Origin of the sequence: Streptomyces sp. TRM70350 (genome assembly GCF_019219825.1) — a bacterium.
In the GTDB taxonomy this organism is placed as follows: domain Bacteria; phylum Actinomycetota; class Actinomycetes; order Streptomycetales; family Streptomycetaceae; genus Streptomyces.
In genome coordinates this window covers 1-16,121 of record NZ_JAHUXH010000004.1, presented here as the reverse complement: position 1 = coordinate 16,121, position 16,121 = coordinate 1, and the positions used below count along the sequence as shown (strand labels likewise).

Annotated in this window: 12 protein-coding genes and 2 pseudogenes; 2 read left to right on the top strand and 12 right to left on the bottom strand. The window is 69.9% G+C overall.

From position 1 onward, the window contains the following. Positions 1-13: 13 nt before the first annotated feature. The 9 genes and pseudogenes from KWI83_RS08120 to KWI83_RS08080 form a co-directional block, all read right to left on the bottom strand. The gene (locus tag KWI83_RS08120) at positions 14-643 is read right to left on the bottom strand and encodes an MBL fold metallo-hydrolase (RefSeq protein ID WP_218513610.1); all 630 of its coding nucleotides are present in this window, start codon (positions 641-643) and stop codon (positions 14-16) included. Further along, positions 643-1,728 carry an S-(hydroxymethyl)mycothiol dehydrogenase gene (locus KWI83_RS08115; RefSeq protein ID WP_218513609.1) on the bottom strand — a complete coding sequence of 362 codons (1,086 nt, stop codon included), beginning with the start codon at positions 1,726-1,728 and terminating at the stop codon, positions 643-645. Before KWI83_RS08115 ends, KWI83_RS08120 begins: the two co-directional genes overlap by 1 nt. 230 nt (positions 1,729-1,958) lie before the next feature. Beyond that, positions 1,959-3,728, bottom strand: coding sequence for a BCCT family transporter (locus KWI83_RS08110; RefSeq protein WP_218513608.1), 1,770 nt, complete (start codon positions 3,726-3,728; stop codon positions 1,959-1,961). 296 nt (positions 3,729-4,024) lie between these two features. Continuing rightward, positions 4,025-4,723, bottom strand: a pseudogene (locus KWI83_RS08105) (chorismate-binding protein); the annotation flags it as partial. A gap of 165 nt (positions 4,724-4,888) precedes the next feature. Next, positions 4,889-5,272 (bottom strand): annotated as a pseudogene (locus KWI83_RS08100) (anthranilate synthase component I family protein); the annotation flags it as partial. Positions 5,273-5,343: 71 nt separating this feature from the next. After that, a complete protein-coding gene (locus KWI83_RS08095) occupies positions 5,344-7,647 on the bottom strand; it encodes an FdhF/YdeP family oxidoreductase (RefSeq protein ID WP_218513607.1) in 2,304 nt (767 codons plus the stop codon). Between the two features lie 238 nt (positions 7,648-7,885). Then, on the bottom strand, positions 7,886-8,296 hold the full coding sequence (locus tag KWI83_RS08090) for a GMC oxidoreductase (RefSeq protein ID WP_374106284.1): 411 nt from the start codon (positions 8,294-8,296) through the stop codon (positions 7,886-7,888). 389 nt (positions 8,297-8,685) lie between these two features. Continuing rightward, positions 8,686-10,026, bottom strand: a complete 1,341-nt coding sequence (locus KWI83_RS08085) for a class I SAM-dependent RNA methyltransferase (protein ID WP_218513606.1) — start codon at positions 10,024-10,026, stop codon at positions 8,686-8,688. Between the two features lie 137 nt (positions 10,027-10,163). Further along, entirely contained in the window at positions 10,164-12,212 is a 2,049-nt protein-coding gene (locus tag KWI83_RS08080; protein WP_218513605.1) for an APC family permease, read from the bottom strand. Positions 12,213-12,599: 387 nt separating this feature from the next. Here KWI83_RS08080 and KWI83_RS08075 point away from each other — a divergent pair, with 387 nt between their 5' ends. Next, positions 12,600-13,271: a TrkA family potassium uptake protein gene (locus tag KWI83_RS08075; RefSeq protein WP_196458503.1), complete on the top strand. Its 672-nt coding sequence runs from the start codon at positions 12,600-12,602 to the stop codon at positions 13,269-13,271. Continuing rightward, positions 13,271-13,948: a TrkA family potassium uptake protein gene (locus KWI83_RS08070; protein WP_218513604.1), complete on the top strand. Its 678-nt coding sequence runs from the start codon at positions 13,271-13,273 to the stop codon at positions 13,946-13,948. Before KWI83_RS08075 ends, KWI83_RS08070 begins: the two co-directional genes overlap by 1 nt. A gap of 161 nt (positions 13,949-14,109) precedes the next feature. On the opposite strand, the gene KWI83_RS08065 is transcribed toward KWI83_RS08070, so the two are convergent. From KWI83_RS08065 to KWI83_RS08055, 3 genes are all read right to left on the bottom strand, one after another. Then, positions 14,110-14,829 carry a DUF3159 domain-containing protein gene (locus KWI83_RS08065; RefSeq protein WP_218513603.1) on the bottom strand — a complete coding sequence of 240 codons (720 nt, stop codon included), beginning with the start codon at positions 14,827-14,829 and terminating at the stop codon, positions 14,110-14,112. A 3-nt stretch (positions 14,830-14,832) separates the two neighbouring features. Continuing rightward, positions 14,833-15,231 (bottom strand): OB-fold nucleic acid binding domain-containing protein, encoded by a 399-nt coding sequence (locus tag KWI83_RS08060; protein ID WP_105968602.1) that lies wholly within the window; start codon positions 15,229-15,231, stop codon positions 14,833-14,835. Between the two features lie 86 nt (positions 15,232-15,317). Then, positions 15,318-16,031, bottom strand: coding sequence for a response regulator (locus KWI83_RS08055; RefSeq protein WP_218513602.1), 714 nt, complete (start codon positions 16,029-16,031; stop codon positions 15,318-15,320). Between the last annotated feature and the right edge of the window lie 90 nt (positions 16,032-16,121).

Here is a 16,121-nt window from a genome sequence, read left to right as displayed (position 1 = left end):
TCGCCGGTGGGCGTCAGAAGCCGCGGTCGACCCACTCCTGGAGGTGCGGGGCCTCCGCGGCGATGGTCGTCGTATCACCGTGTCCGGTGTGCACGACGGTGTCTCCCGGCAGCGTCAGCAGCCGGTCCCGGATCGAGTCGATGATGGTCGGAAAGTGGCTGTACGACCGTCCGGTCGCCCCCGGCCCGCCGGCGAACAGGGTGTCGCCGCTGAAGAGGGCCTCCAGGGCCGGTCCGTACAGGCAGACCGCCCCAGGGGCGTGGCCGGGCGTGTGCAGCACGGTCAGCTCGATGCCGGCCACCGACAGGCCCTGGCCGTCGGTCAGTTCGGCGTCCGGCGCCCGGTCGGGGTGGGTCTGCTTCCACAGCGGCAGGTCGTCCGGGTGGAGGAGGACCGGGGCACCCGTGCGCGCGGCGAGTTCGGGCGCGGCGTCGATGTGGTCGTTGTGCGCGTGCGTGCACACGATCGCGGTGAGGCGCCGGTCGCCGACCGCTCGGGCGATGGCCTCGGCGTCGTGCGCGGCGTCGATGACGATCGCCTCGGTGTCGTCGCCGACGATCCACACGTTGTTGTCGACGTCCCAGGTGCCGCCGTCCAGCGAGAACGTCCCCGAGGTGACGAGGTGTTCGATGCGGGCGGCCATCAGAGGACCACCACCGAGCGCAGGACGTCGCCGTGGTGCATCCGCTCGAAGGCCTTCTCGACCTCGTCGAGCTGGATGGTCTCGGTGACGAAGGCGTCGAGGTCCAGGCGGCCCTGGAGGTAGAGGTCGATGAGCATCGGGAAGTCGCGGCTCGGCAGGCAGTCGCCGTACCAGGAGGACTTCAGGGACCCGCCGCGGCCGAAGACGTCCAGCAGCGGCAGTTCGAGCTTCATCTCCGGGGTCGGTACGCCGACCAGGACGACGGTGCCGGCGAGGTCGCGGGCGTAGAAGGCCTGCTTGTACGTCTCCGGGCGGCCGACCGCCTCGATGACGACGTCCGCCCCGTGGCCGCCGGTCAGCTCGCGGATCGCCTCGACCGCGTCGGTGGACTTGGAGTTGACGGTGTGGGTCGCGCCCAGCTTCGAGGCCGTCTCCAGCTTGCGGTCGTCGATGTCGACCGCGATGACCTTCGCCGCGCCCGCCAGGTTCGCCCCGGCGATCGCCGCGGCCCCGACACCGCCGCAGCCGATGACGGCGACCGAGTCGCCCCGGCCGACGTTGCCGGTGTTGATGGCCGCGCCGATGCCCGCCATCACGCCGCACCCCAGCAGACCGGCGGCGGCCGCCGACGCGGTCGGGTCGACCTTGGTGCACTGCCCGGCCGCGACCAGCGTCTTCTCCGCGAAGGCGCCGATGCCCAGGGCCGGCGACAGTTCGGTGCCGTCGGTCAGGGTCATCTTCTGCTTCGCGTTGTGGGTGCTGAAGCAGTACCACGGCCGTCCGCGCAGGCAGGCCCGGCACTGCCCGCACACCGCACGCCAGTTGAGGATGACGAAGTCCCCGGGGGCGACGTCGACGACGCCCTCCCCCACCGACTCCACGACACCCGCGGCCTCGTGGCCCAGCAGGAACGGGAAGTCGTCGTTGATGCCGCCCTCGCGATAGTGCAGATCGGTGTGACAGACCCCGCAGGCCTCGATCTTCACCAGCGCCTCACCCGGACCCGGGTCAGGCACGATGATCGTCTCCAGGCTGACGGGGGCGCCCTTGCCCCGCGCGACGACAGCACGGACCTGGTGCGTCATGGCCACTCCTCGGCTGGTCGAGACTTGAATCAGATACCCATCTGATGTTGCTCATTACGGCACACATCTCATGTGTCGCAACACAGCATCGTGGAGTGCCGACCGGGGGTCAAGCAGCTCGACGGGGTTCCCTCAGCCGGCGTGATTCCGGCGGAACAGCGCGAACGCCCGGCGGGGCCGTGACCGCACATGCCGGTTCACGACCCCGCCGGGCGCGGGTCCCGCCGACCTCAGCGGGGGGAGGAGGATGTCGTCTCCGTGGCCTCCGTGGCCTCCGTGGACTGCTGGGACTGCGTGGACTCCGTGCTGTCGTTGCACGCCGCGGGGCCGATGCGCAGCTCGAAGTCGCCGTCGTACTTCTCGTGGCCGGTGATGACGGCCGTTTCGATGGCTTCCTTGCCCTTGCGCCCACGGATGATGAGCGGATCCTGGCGCAGATCGCGGGTGAGCGCGATACACAGGCCGACCATCACCAGGGTGAAGGGCGCCGCCGCGAGAATGGTCAGGTTCTGCAGTCCGGTGAGCGCGTCGCCCTTGCCGCCACCGATGAGGAGCATGATCGCGGCGACGGCTCCGGTCAGCACACCCCAGAAGACGACGACACCACGGGTCGGTTCCAGGGACCCGCGCTGCGAGAGCGTACCCATCACGATCGAGGAGGCGTCGGCGCCGGAGACGAAGAAGATCCCGACGAGGATCATCACGACCACGCTCGTCACCGTGGCGACCGGGTACTGCTGGAGCACGTCGAAGAGCTGGCCCTGGGCGGTCGAGGCGTCGCTGAGGCGCTTCTCGTCCTGGAGGTGCATCGCCGAGCCGCCGAAGACGGCGAACCACAGCAGACTGACGGTGCTGGGCACCAGGATGACCCCGCCGACGAACTGCCGGATGGTCCGGCCGCGGCTGATGCGCGCGATGAACATGCCGACGAAGGGCGTCCAGGAGATCCACCAGGCCCAGTAGAAGACCGTCCAGCCGGCCAGCCAGTCGCCGACGCCCTCGCCGCTCGACGCCTCGGTTCGCCCTGCCATCTGGGTCAGGTCGCCGAGGAAGGCGCCGATGGAGGTGGGCAGCAGGTCGAGGATGAAAATGGTCGGCCCGACGAGGAACACGAAGACCGCCAGGCTCACCGCCAGCACCATGTTGATGTTGGACAGCCATTGGATGCCCTTGGCGATCCCGGACACCGCCGAGGCGACGAACGCCACGGTCAGCACCGCGATCACGGCGACCAGCAGGCCGGTGCCGACGGATCCCATCCAGCCCAGTCCGGTGAAGCCGCTGCCGATCTGCAGGGCACCGAGCCCCAGGGAGGCCGCAGAGCCGAAGAGGGTGGCGAAGATGGCGAGGATGTCGATGATCCGGCCACCCCACCCGTTCGCCCGCTTCTCGCCGATCAGCGGGGTGAACACAGCACTGATCAGCTGCCGGCGGCCGCGCCGGAAGGTGCTGTAGGCGATGGCCAGACCGACCACCGCGTACATCGCCCACGGATGCAGCGTCCAGTGGAAGAGGGTGGTGGCCATGGCGGTCTCCATGGCCTCGTTGGCGTCGGCCGGGTTGGTGCCCGGCGGCGGCGTGACGAAGTGGGACAGCGGCTCGCTCACGCCGTAGAACATCAGGCCGATGCCCATGCCCGCGCTGAACATCATGGCGATCCACGAGACCGTGCGGAACTCGGGCTGCTCACCCTCCTTGCCCAAAGTGATCCGCCCGTAACGGCTGATCGCCAGACAGAGAGCGAAGACCACGAAGCCCGAGGCGGCGAGGACGAAGGCCCAGCCGCCGTTGCGGATGGTCCCGTCCAGCAGCTTCCCGGACACGCTCTCCAGCGTGTCGGTCGCGACGGCACCCCACACGACGAAGGCGAGCGTGATGACCGCGGCGACACCGAAGACGATCAGGTCGGTCCCAGGCCCGGCGGATGCCGCCGGGCTTTCTGGCGGATCCGCTTCGACGGGATGACTACGACTCCCATCCCTTTCGAGGGTTTTGTACATCAGCTCGTCCTTTCCACAGACGGCAGTGGAGTTTTTGTCGCGGACGACGACGGGGGAACTCGTCGGTGATTCCGCCTGACCCGGCACGCCGGAGCGGATGGGAGAACGACGAGAGAAGTGGAGGCGAAGCGGCCGCCATGGTGCGTCGTTGCGAATAATGCATCGGCATTCACTATGGGCAACAACCATCTGGGTCCCGGGGAGGGCTGTCAAGGGGTCGGCGTGCGGAGTTGTCCGACCGCAACCGACCCGTCACCACGGACGGCCGCGCGCGGCGACGCCCACCGGCCGAACCGTCAGCTGCCCGCGCGGGAGGGCATGCGCAGGCCGCGCCGGTACGCATCCGACGCCACCGTGAGCAGCCGCCGCGCTTTCAGCCGGGTCTCGGACCACTCGCGCTCGGGATCGGAGCCCCAGGTGATCCCGGCCCCGGTACCGAAGCACAGCAACGGACCGCCAGGAGCGGTGCGGTCGATCCAGAACGTGCGGATGCCCACGGCGAGTTGAGCCGTGCCGCGGTCGGCGTCGACCCAGCCCACGCCGCCGCAGTACGGGCCGCGGGGCGCGGTCTCCAGCGCCGCGATGATGCGCAGCGCGCTGGATTTGGGGGCGCCCGTGACGGACCCGGGCGGGAAGGTGTCGGCGAGCAGCTCCGGCCGTCCGGCGTGTTCGGCGAGCTCGCCCCGCACGGTGGACACCAGGTGCACCAGGCCGGGGTGTGCCTCGACGGCGCACAGGTCGGGGACGGTCACGGAGCCGGTGGCGCAGACGCGTCCCAGGTCGTTACGGACCAGGTCCACGATCATGACGTTCTCGGCGTGGTCCTTGTCGAGGAGGTCCGCGGCGGTGCGACCGGTGCCCTTGATCGGGCCGGACTCGACCGTACGGCCGTCCCGGCTGAGGTAGAGCTCGGGCGAGGCAGTGGCGATCTCCACGCCGTGCGCGGGGAGGCGCACGGTGCCGGCGTACGGCGCGGGGTTACCGTGCGCCAGTAAGGGGTCCTTGCACTATGAGCGTCCGATCAGGTCGCGTGGTCTGGTGCCGTGCATCGCAAGGCGCCGGAGCGCCCTGGTAGCGGAGCTACCTGGGCGTTTCGGCAACGCGGCGAGGTGCGGTGCCAGGCCGCGCGACCCGGGCGGGCATAGTGCAAGGACCCCTAAGGCGGTGAGGGCGTCGACATCGGCGCGCTCCGGGTCGGGCAGCGGTGCGGACAGGACGCGGCACAGGTTGGCCTGGTACACCTCGCCGGCCGCGATGTGCTCGCGGATGCGCCGGACCCCTGCGGTGTAGGCGGCCCGGTCGAGGGAGGACGTCCAGGCGTCCGGGTCCGGCCCGCGCCACGCGCCGGGCTCGACGGCGGGCACGGGCGCCCGGCGTACGTCACCGAAGCGCGCGCAGACCAGGCGCCCCTCGAAGCCGGCGACCACGGCCCAGAACCCGGTGGACTCCAGGGCCGCGGGATCGCTGGTCACGTCCCGGAGGTCGGTGGCGAGGAGCCCGCCGAAGCGGGCCAGCGGGGCGAGGTCGTACAGGCGTCCGCTCATCGGTCACCACTTTTCCGGAGGGGAACGTGCGAACGGCGGGCCGATGCGCGCCCGCCGTTGGGCGGCTGGGCCTAGGCGTCGGCGGACACCGGTTCCAGTCGGACGACGATGGACTTCGACGTGGGCGTGTTGCTGACGGCAGCCGTGGAGTCCAGGGGTACGAGGACGTTGGTCTCGGGGAAATAGGCGGCGCAGCACCCGCGCGGCGTCGGGTACGGCACGACCCGGAAGGACGGTGCCCTGCGCTCCACGCCGTCCTCGTACTCGCTGACGATGTCGACGAGGTCCCCTTCGGCGAGGCCTCGGTCGGTGAGGTCGTCGGGGTGCAGGAAGAGGACGCGGCGGCCCTGGTGGATGCCGCGGTAGCGGTCGTCCAGGCCGTAGATGGTGGTGTTGTACTGGTCGTGGGAGCGCAGCGTCTGCAGCAGCAGCCGGCCCGGCGGGACCTCGGGGCTCTCCAGCTGGTTGACCGTGAAGTTGGCCAGGCCGGTGGCGGTGGTGAACCGGCGCTCGTCGCGGGGCGGGTGGGGCAGGGCGAAGCCGCCCGGCCGCCGTACCCGGGCGTTGAAGTCCTCAAAGCCGGGGATCACGCGTTCGATGCGGTCGCGGATACGGTCGTAGTCCGCCTCGAACTCCTCCCACGGCACCCGCGGGCCCGCTTCCCCGAGCGCGGCCCGTGCCATCCGGCAGATGATCGCGACCTCGCTCAGCAGGTGCTCGGACGCGGGCGCGAGCCGCCCCCGCGAGAGGTGCACCATGCCCATGGAGTCCTCCACCGTGACCAGCTGGGGCCCGGTCGGCCGTAGATCGGCCTCGGTCCGGCCGAGGCACGGGAGGATGAGGGCCTGCTCCCCGGCGATGACGTGCGAGCGGTTGAGCTTGGTCGAGATCTGGACGGTGAGGCGGCACCGGCGCAGCGCCTGCTCGGTCAGGTCGGTGTCGGGAGCTGCGGCGACGAAGTTGCCGCCCAGCGCGACGAAGACCCGTACGTCACCATCGCGCATGGCGCGGATGCTGTCGACCGCGTCATGGCCGTGGTGGCGCGGGGGCGTGAAGGCGAACTCGGCGCCAAGCCGGTCCAGGAAGGCGTCGTCCGGCTTCTCGTAGATGCCCATCGTGCGGTCGCCCTGCACGTTGGAGTGGCCGCGCACCGGGCACAGGCCGGCGCCCGGGCGGCCGATGTTGCCGCGCAGCAGAAGGAAGTTGACGACGTCCCGGATGGTGGGCACGGAGTGCTTGTGCTGGGTGAGTCCCATCGCCCAGCAGACGACGATCTTGTCGGCGGCCAGCACCTGGCGGAACGCGGTCCGGATCTCCTCCTCGGGCAGACCGGTGGCCTGAAGGATCTCGTCCCACGACGCCTTGCGGGCGTGCTCGGCGAACTCCTCGAAGCCATGGGTGTACCGCTCGATGAAGGAGGCGTCCAGGCAGGTGCCGGGCGCCGCGTCCTCCGCCTCCAGCAGCATGCGGTTGAAGGCCTGGAACAGCGCCTGGTCGCCGCCCAGCCTGATCTGCAGGAACTGATCCGCAAGCCGTGTACCGCCTCCGATGATGCCGGAAGCCCGCTGGGGGTTCTTGAACCGCAGCAGCCCGGCCTCGGGCAGAGGGTTAACCGCGATGACGCAGGCTCCCCTCCGCTTGGCCTTCTCCAGCGCGGAGAGCATGCGGGGGTGGTTGGTGCCGGGGTTCTGGCCGACCACGAGGATGAGATCGGCCTCGTAGAGGTCGTCCAGGCGGACACTGCCCTTACCGATGCCGATGGTCTCCGTCAGCGCCGAACCGCTGGACTCGTGGCACATGTTGGAGCAGTCCGGCAGGTTGTTGGTACCGAAGCCCCGGACGAAGAGCTGATAGAGGAACGCGGCCTCGTTGCTCGCCCGTCCGGAGGTGTAGAAGGCGGCCTGGCCGGGGTGGTCGAGCGCGGCGAGTTCGCGGGCGATCACGGCGAACGCGTCGTCCCAGGAGATGGCTTGATAGCGGTCGCCTCCCGCCGGGCGGTACATGGGGTGGGTGAGGCGACCTTGCTGCCCGAGCCAGTAATCGGTACGGGGCAGCAGATCCTCCAAGGCGTTCTCGGCGAAGAAGTCCGGGGTGACCCGGCGAACGGTGGCCTCCTCGGCCACGGCCTTGGCGCCGTTCTCACAGAACTCCGCCTTGTGCCGGTGCTCCGGCTCGGGCCAGGCGCAGCCGGGGCAGTCGAAGCCCTCCTTCTGATTGACCCAGAGCAGAGTGAGCAGGCTGCGGCGGGCCCCCATCTGCTCGCCGGCGTGCCGCAGCGAGGAGGTCACCGCGGGGATGCCCGCGGCGTACTCCTTCGGGGGCTCGACCCTCAGACGGCCGTCGCCCGGGTCCTCAACAGGTGGCTTGCGAGTCATCTGTAGCGCTACTCCGCGGTGTAGGGAATCAGAGCCATACCATGACTGATGGTTGCTCATCACACAACAGTAGCGTGATACGCAACATGAAGAGGGAAGCTCCAGAGCAGCCTCCTGTCAAGACCCAGCCTGCACCAGGCTCCGGCGGAGGCTCGGCCTGCACCGCGAGCCCCCACACCGGGGGCCTGGACGGCGCACGCCGGTACCGGACGAAGATCGGCCTCGATCACGATGGCCCTCAACTCGGCAACCACCTCGGCCAGGCCCTGTACTGTGGCCCACCAAGACCCCGACCGCGGGCAACCCAGTCCCAGGCCCCGCGAACAGGTCCTCCAAGATCGTGCGCCGTGTGGGTCGAGCTCTGCGCCGCCGCCCCGAGCCTGCCCGGCAGTGGCAGCCCGGCCTGACCGGGCCCAGGCGTGACCGCACCGCCGAGGCCCGCGAGGGATTGCCGGAGAATCGACGTATCGGCCACACGGAGCCCCGAAATGCCGTGGACGCGGCCGTACTGGTCGACGACCGTACCGGGCGCCTCGGCTGGTCGCATCGGGGCAATGGCGCAGGTGTGGTGGGCGGCTCCCAGGTGGCGGCTTGTACACCCGTCCAGGGCACGGTCGTCTGCCGTTGTCCCGGGCTCCGGACCGAGCAGGGACGCCCCCGCAGGCGACGTCGCTCCTCGGACGACTGCAGGCAGCCGTATTCGGGCAGCAAGGAAGGCGGTTCGCCAGGTGGCCGTCCTGGTCCTCGTGGTCGCGTCCGTCTCCGCGCGCGCCTCACCCTGCCGTGCCTGGCCGTCGACCTACCGGCCGTCCGCCGCCCATCTGATGCTCCGAACACCGGCGTCGAACGAGCGTCGCGACGGTTGCCGCTCCTGCCTCTCCGAGTCGCGAGAACGCATTCGCCCGCCATCCGTACGCCATTCCACGGGACTGCACGCCAGCCGCATGCCCACGTTCCGCGAGAAGTTCCACGTCACGCAGCCACGAAAACAGGTCGGCCTACCCCGCCCCTCCCCGGGGAACCGGAGAAACTAGCAGGTCAGACGCCCTTTGCGGCAGGTTCGAGAATCGCCACGCACTCCACGTGCGAGGTCATCGGAAACAGATCGAACGCCCGCAGCATCCGCACCCGATACCCCCCGTCCCGGAAGTACCCCAAGTCCCGCGCCAACGCCGCCGGATCGCAGGCCACATACGCGATCCGCCGAGCCCCCAACGACGCCAGATGCTCCACCGTCTTCCGCCCCGCCCCCGCCCGCGGCGGATCGAGGACGATGAGGTCGACCTCGGTGATCCCCGTGCGCGGCAGGACCGTCTCGACCTTGCCCTGCTCGATCCGCACCCGCGGAAACTCGGCGAGGTTGTGTCGCGCGTCCTCCACGGCCCGCTTGCCGGACTCGATGCCGAGGACCGCGCCCTTCTCCCCGACCCGGTCGGCGAGCGCGCCCGCGAACAGGCCGACGCCGCAGTACAGGTCGAGCGCCGTGTCGCCCTTGCGCGGCAGCAGGCCCTGCATGACCGCCGTCACCAGCGTGTCCGCCGCCTTCGGATGGACCTGCCAGAAGCCACCGGCCCCGACCCGGTACGTACGGCCGTCCGCGCGCTCGCGGACGAACGGGCGGCCGTGGACGCGGTGGACGCCGCCGTCCTTCTCGCCGACCCTCATCACCGACACCGGCCGGTCCAGCTCCACGATCGGCAGCCGCGCCCCCGGCCGCGGCGTCAGAATCACCTGCCGGTCCTGCGACCCCGTCGCCGCGATCGCCTCGATCGACGCCATGCCGGGCCACTCACGCTTCTCGACGCCCAGCTCGCTGACCCCCTCGGCGGCGATCATGCAGTGGTCGATCGGCTCCACCTCGTGCGACCGGTGCCGACGCAGACCCGCGCGCCCCGAGGCGTCCACCGCGTACTGCACCCGCGTCCGCCACTGCGGCACCTGCCCCGCCGGAAGCTTGTCGCCCTCGGCCGGCATGACCGTGCCGTCCCAGCCGACCTCCTCCGGCGTGAGACCCGCGAGCCGCCGCAGCTGCTCGGCGATCACCTCGCCCTTCAGCCGTCGCTGCGCCCCCGGCTTGGCGTGCTGCCAGTCGCAGCCGCCGCACCGGCCGGGCCCGGCGTAGGGGCAGGGCGCCTCGATGCGGTCCTTGGACGCCGACAGCACCTCGACCGCGTCCGCCCGCAGGAAACGCGCGCCCTCCTCGCCCTCGGTCACCCGGGCGACGACCCGTTCACCGGGCAGCGTGTGCCGGACGAACAGCACCTGTCCCGACTCGGTGCGCGCGATGCAGTGCCCGCCATGGGCGACGGGGCCGACCTCGACCTCGTACTCCTCCCCGACGAGCGACCCCACCTGCGGTTTCTTCGATTCAGCCTGCATGGCGGGGGCGCTCCATATACGAGGGAAGGTCCGACCGGATACGAAAGTGGTACGACCGGACACGGGAGAGGTACCACCGGCTACGAGAGAGGTACCACCGGACAACAGCCCACCAGTCTACGTGCTCACCGCACCCCTCAGTCCCGGCCGCTGGGCTCCCTGGGCCGCTCCTGCGCCGGCCCCCGCCGCACCGACCCGGGCGCGTTCCACTCCTGCCGCTTCCTGGCGCGCTTCTTCGCCGCCTCCGACGACGCCAGCTGGTAGGGCACCGACGTCACCATCACGCCCGGCGTGAACAGCAGCCGCCCCTTCAGCCGCAACGCGCTCTGGTTGTGCAGCAGATGCTCGTACCAGTGCCCGACCACGTACTCCGGGATGATCACGGACACCACATCACGCGGCGACTGCCGCCGCAGGCCCTTCACGTACTCGATGACCGGCCGCGTGACCTCGCGGTACGGCGAGTCCAGCACCTTCAGCGGTACGTCGATCCCACGCCGTTCCCACTCCTCGCGCAGCACCTTGGTGTCGGCCGGGTCGACGTTGACGCTGAGTGCCTCAAGGGTGTCCGAGCGCAGCAGCTTGGCGTAGGCCAGAGCGCGCAGCGTGGGGCGGTGGATCTTGGAGATCAGGACGACCGAGTGGACGCGGGACGGGCGGACGCTGTCGTCGCTCGGGCCCTCGGGGGCGGCGAGCTCCCGGGACACATGGTCGTAGTGGCGGCGGATCGCGGTCATCATCACGTAGAAGATCACCATGCCGAGCAGCGCGACCCAGGCGCCGTGGCTGAACTTGGTGACCAGGACGACGACCAGGACCAGGGCCGTGAAGAAGGCGCCGAAGGCGTTGATCGCACGGGAGCGGATCATGTGGCGGCGCTTGGCGGGGTCCTTCTCGACGGCCAGGTGACGGTTCCAGTGGCGGACCATGCCGGTCTGGCTGAGCGTGAAGGACACGAACACGCCGACGATGTAGAGCTGGATCAGCCGCGTGGAGTCGGCCTCGTAGATCCACACCAGCAGCGCGGCGGCGCCGGCCAGCAGCACGATGCCGTTGGAGAAGGCGAGGCGGTCGCCGCGCGTGTGCAGCTGGCGCGGCAGGTAGCGGTCCTGGGCGAGGATCGAGCCGAGCACCGGGAAGCCGTTGTACGCGGTGTTCGCGGCGAGGAACAGCACCAGCGCGGTCGCCGCGGCCAGCATGATGAACAGGAGGCTGCCCTTGCCGAAGACCGCCTCGGCGACCTGTGTGATCACCGGGTTCTGGACGTAGTCGGGGCCGACCGGGACGCCCTTGTCGAGCAGGTCCTGGGCCGGGTGCTCGGCCATCCGGACGTTGGAGGCCATGGCCAGGCCGATGATGCCGCAGAACATGGTGACGGCCAGCAGGCCCATCAGCGCCAGCGTGGTCGCGGCGTTGCGCGACTTGGGCTTGCGGAAGGCGGGGACGCCGTTGGAGATCGCCTCGACGCCGGTGAGCGCGGCGCAGCCGGAGGAGAAGGCCCGCAGCAGAAGGAACAGCAGGGCGAACCCGGCCAGGCCCTCGTGCTCGGGCTTGATCTCATAGCCCGCCGTCGGCGCCCGCATGGTGTCGTCCAGCACCAGGCCGCGGAAGGAACCCCAGGCGATCATGAGGAAGACGCCCGTGACGAAGACGTACGTCGGAATCGCGAACAGCGTGCCCGACTCCCTGACCCCGCGCAGGTTCATCAGGGTCAGCAGCAGGATCACGGCCATCGCGCAGAACACCTTGTGCTCGACGACGAACGGGATCGCCGAGCCGAGGTTCTCGATGCCGGAGGAGATGGAGACGGCTACGGTCAGGACGTAGTCGACGAGCAGGGCGCTGGCGACGGTGAGGCCGGCCTTGCGGCCGAGGTTGGTGGTCGCGACCTCGTAGTCGCCGCCGCCGCTCGGGTAGGCGCGCACGTTCTGCCGGTAGGAGGCGACGACCGTGAACATCAGCACGACGACCGCGGCGGCGATCCAGGGGCTGAAGTGGTACGCCGACACGCCCGCGATGGACAGGACCAGCAGCACCTCGCCGGGTGCGTACGCCACGGAGGAGAGCGGGTCGGAGGCGAAGACGGGGAGTGCGACGCGCTTCGGCAGGAGTGTTTCCCCCAACCGGTCACTGCGCAGCGCGCGCCCGATCAGGATCCGTTTGGGCACGTCGGTCAGTTTGGACACAACAGAGGATCGTAAGCCTTCGAACAGGAGGTCGCCCACCGGCCTCCTCGCATCTGCCCCCCGAGTGAAATACCCGGCAGGTCAGACCACGGATCCGGCGGACACCACCATCTGCATGCCTATATGACAAAACCCTTCTCGTACGGCCTTCCTGCCCCGTTCTCCGGAGGTCCCATGCCCGCGACCGCAGAGCTCATCGGTGCCACCGCCGCCCTCGTCGGCCTCGGCATCCTCACCGTCCTCAGCGTCTGGAGCATCAGCCGCCGTTGATCTGCCCGAACCGTGCACGGGGGTGCCCTCCGTAGACCGTGCGTGTGTAGCTTGGTCGGCGGTCTGAGACCCTGTTTCAAGCCAAGTCAACAACTCCTGACCCTCGGAAGGACGGTCGTGCACATCGTCATCATGGGCTGCGGCAGAGTGGGCTCCGCTCTCGCCCAGACCCTGGAGCAACAGGGGCACACGGTCGCCGTGATCGACCAGGACCCCACCGCCTTCCGACGACTGGGCTCCTCGTTCGGTGGCCGCAGGGTCACCGGCGTCGGCTTCGACCAGGACACCCTGCGCGAGGCGGGCATCGAGGAGGCCGGCGCCTTCGCCGCGGTCTCCAGCGGCGACAACTCCAACATCATCGCCGCCCGGGTGGCCCGCGAGATGTTCGGCGTCGAGAACGTCGCGGCCCGCATCTACGACCCCCGCCGCGCCGAGGTCTACCAGCGCCTCGGCATCCCGACGGTCGCCACGGTCCGCTGGACGGCGGACCAGATGCTGCGCCGGCTGCTGCCGTCCGGCTCCGAACCACTGTGGCGCGACCCCACCGGTGGCGTGCAGCTTGCCGAGGTGCACGCCTCCAGCGCCTGGGTCGGCCACAAGATCAGCAAGCTGCAGGAGGAGACGGGCGTCCGCGTGGCGTTCCTCACCCGGCTCGGCGAGGCCATCCTGCCCACCTCGCAGACGGTGTTGCAGGAGGGCGATCTGGTGCACGTGATGATGCGCAGTGACGATGTCGAGAAGGTCGAGGCGTCGTTCGCCGAGGGCCCCGTGAAGGAGGGCGGTCACTGATGCGCGTCGCCATTGCCGGAGCCGGCGCGGTCGGCCGGTCGATCGCCGGTGAGCTGCTGGAGAACGGCCACGAGGTCCTGCTCATCGACAAGGCGCCGACCGCCATCTCGGTCGAGCGCGTCCCGCAGGCGGAGTGGCTGCTCGCCGACGCCTGCGAGATCACGTCCCTGGACGAGGCGGCGCTCCAGCGCTGCAACGTCGTGATCGCCGCGACGGGCGACGACAAGGTGAACCTGGTCGTCTCCCTGCTGGCCAAGACGGAGTACGGCGTCCCGCGCGTCGTCGCCCGCGTCAACAACCCCAAGAACGAGTGGCTGTTCAACGAGGCCTGGGGCGTCGACGTCGCCGTCTCCACCCCGCGCCTGATGTCGGCCCTGGTCGAGGAGGCGGTCAGCGTCGGCGACCTGGTCCGCCTGCTGCGCTTCAGCCACGGCGACGCCAACCTCGTCGAGCTGACCCTGCCGGAGGAGTCGGCCCTGGCCGGAACCCAGGTCGGCGACGTGGAGTGGCCCGAGGACACCTCCCTGGTCACCATCATCCGCGGCACCCGCGTCCTCACCCCGTCCCAGGAGGACTCGCTGGAGGCGGGCGACGAACTGCTCTTCGTGGCCGCGCAGGCCCGTGAGGAGCAGCTGGAGGACCTGCTGTCGGTGCGCCGGGAACACCCGGCGGACTAGGGCCGGTCGGCTACGACACCGAGGGCGCCCCGCGATCGCGGGGCGCCCTCGCTCGTACAGTCCCGGAAGCCCGTCCGAAAACCCGTCCTGGAAGCCCGTCCGAAAACCCGTCCCGGAAACCCGTCCCGGAAACCCGTCCCGGAAACCCGTCCCGGAAGCCGCTACTCCCCCGCCCGCGCCTCGGCCTCCCGGCGCCGCTCCTCCGCCTCCATCTCGGCGAAGACATCGATGGGCGGCGGCGCCTTGGCCAGGAAGACCCAGGTCAGCCACACCGCCAGCAGGAAGGGCGGGATCTTCAGCGCCACCAGCACCCAGCCGAGCTGCGTGGTGTCGGCCCACCAGTACAGCGGGAAGAGGATCGCGCACTTGCCGAGCAGGATCAGCCCCCACGCCCAGCTGGCCTTGGCGTAGGCCTTCTTGCGGCCCGGATTGCGGGTGCGCCAGGAGAGGTTCTCCTTGAAGACCGGGCCGAGCATCAGGCCGATCAGGGGCACACCGGCCAGCGTGGTGATGATGTACGCCAGCGCCAGGCCCAGGGTGTAGAGCATGCCCGGCAGGTAGAAGTCCTTGGCGTTGCCGGTCATCATCGCGAAGACGACACCGAAGGCCACGCCGAAGACACCGCTGAAGGCGTGCTTGACGGTGTCCTTCATCGCCAGGCGGACCACCACGAGCAGCAGGGACACACCCAGGGCGGCCAGCGCCGACAGGTGCAGGTCCTTGTTGATCGTGTAGATGGTCACGAAGAGGAGGCCCGGCAGCACCGTCTCGATCATGCCCCGCACGCCGCCGAAGGCCTCGAACAGCGCGGCCTCCGTCACTGCCCGGTTGTCGTGCTCCGTGTCTTCGGTGTGCTCAGTCGGCTTGTCGAGCGACGTCACCGGCTACTCCCGTCCGAGGGGTCTCAGTTCGTACTTGGGGTTGAACAGCACCCGGCGGCCCCGGCTCATCGAGATCCGGCCCGATGCGATCAGCTTGCGCCCCGGTTCTATCCCGACGATGGAGCGCCTGCCGAGCCACACGACGTCCAGTGCGGCGGAGCCGTCGAACAACTCGGCCTCCAGGGCCGGGACTCCCGCGCGCGGACGCAGCGTGACCGTGCGCAAGGTACCAGTAACCGTGACGATCTGTCGGTCATGACAGTCACCGATGCGCGTACAACCCGCGGTCTCGGCGTCCTCCCGCAGCTCCTCGGACTCCAGGTCCTCCTGCGAAGAGGAGAGCCGGTCGAGCATGCGCCGGAACCGGCCCACCGGCTTTTCGGAACGAGGAACAGCACTCATGTCTGAAGCCTACCGGGGTGGACCGACAGCAACGTACCCCCCGTCACGTACCCCGGTGCCAGGGTCCGAACCGACCCCGGCGCGACTCACTTCTCGAATCGGTAACCCATCCCGGGCTCGGTGATGAAGTGCTTCGGATGCGACGGATCCGCCTCCAGCTTCCGCCGCAGTTGTGCCATGTACACGCGCAGATAGTTCGTCTCCGTCCCGTACGACGGCCCCCACACCTCCTGCAACAACTGCTTCTGGCTGACCAGTCGGCCGGTGTTGCGCACCAGCACCTCCAGCAGATGCCACTCCGTGGGCGTGAGCCGTACGTCCCTCCCGCCCCGGTTGACCTTCTTCGCGGCGAGGTCGACGGTGAACTCGTCGGTCTCCACGACCACCTCGTCCTCACCGGCCCCGGCGGGCTCGGCGCGGCGGACGGCGGCCCGCAGCCGGGCGAGCAGTTCGTCCATGCCGAAGGGCTTGGTGACGTAGTCGTCGGCGCCCGCGTCGAGCGCCTCGACCTTCTCGTCGGAGGAGTGCCGGGCCGACAGCACGATGATCGGCACCCGGGTCCAGCCACGCAGCCCCTTGATCACCTCGACGCCGTCCATGTCGGGCAGCCCCAGGTCGAGGACGACCACGTCGGGGTGGCGGGCGGCGGCGAGCTGGAGGGCGGTGGCCCCGTCGTAGGCCGCCTCGACCACGTACTTGCGCGCCTTGAGGTTGATCACGAGAGCGCGCACGATCTGTGGCTCGTCGTCGACCACGAGCACTCTGGGGGCCTGGGGAGCACCCCCAGTGAGACTCACCATGAGGCCTGCCTTTCTGAAGGTACGGAGAGAAACTCGGGGCGCGTTCCCGCGCGGAGGGTGAGGACCATGGTGAGGCCACCGCCGGGTGTA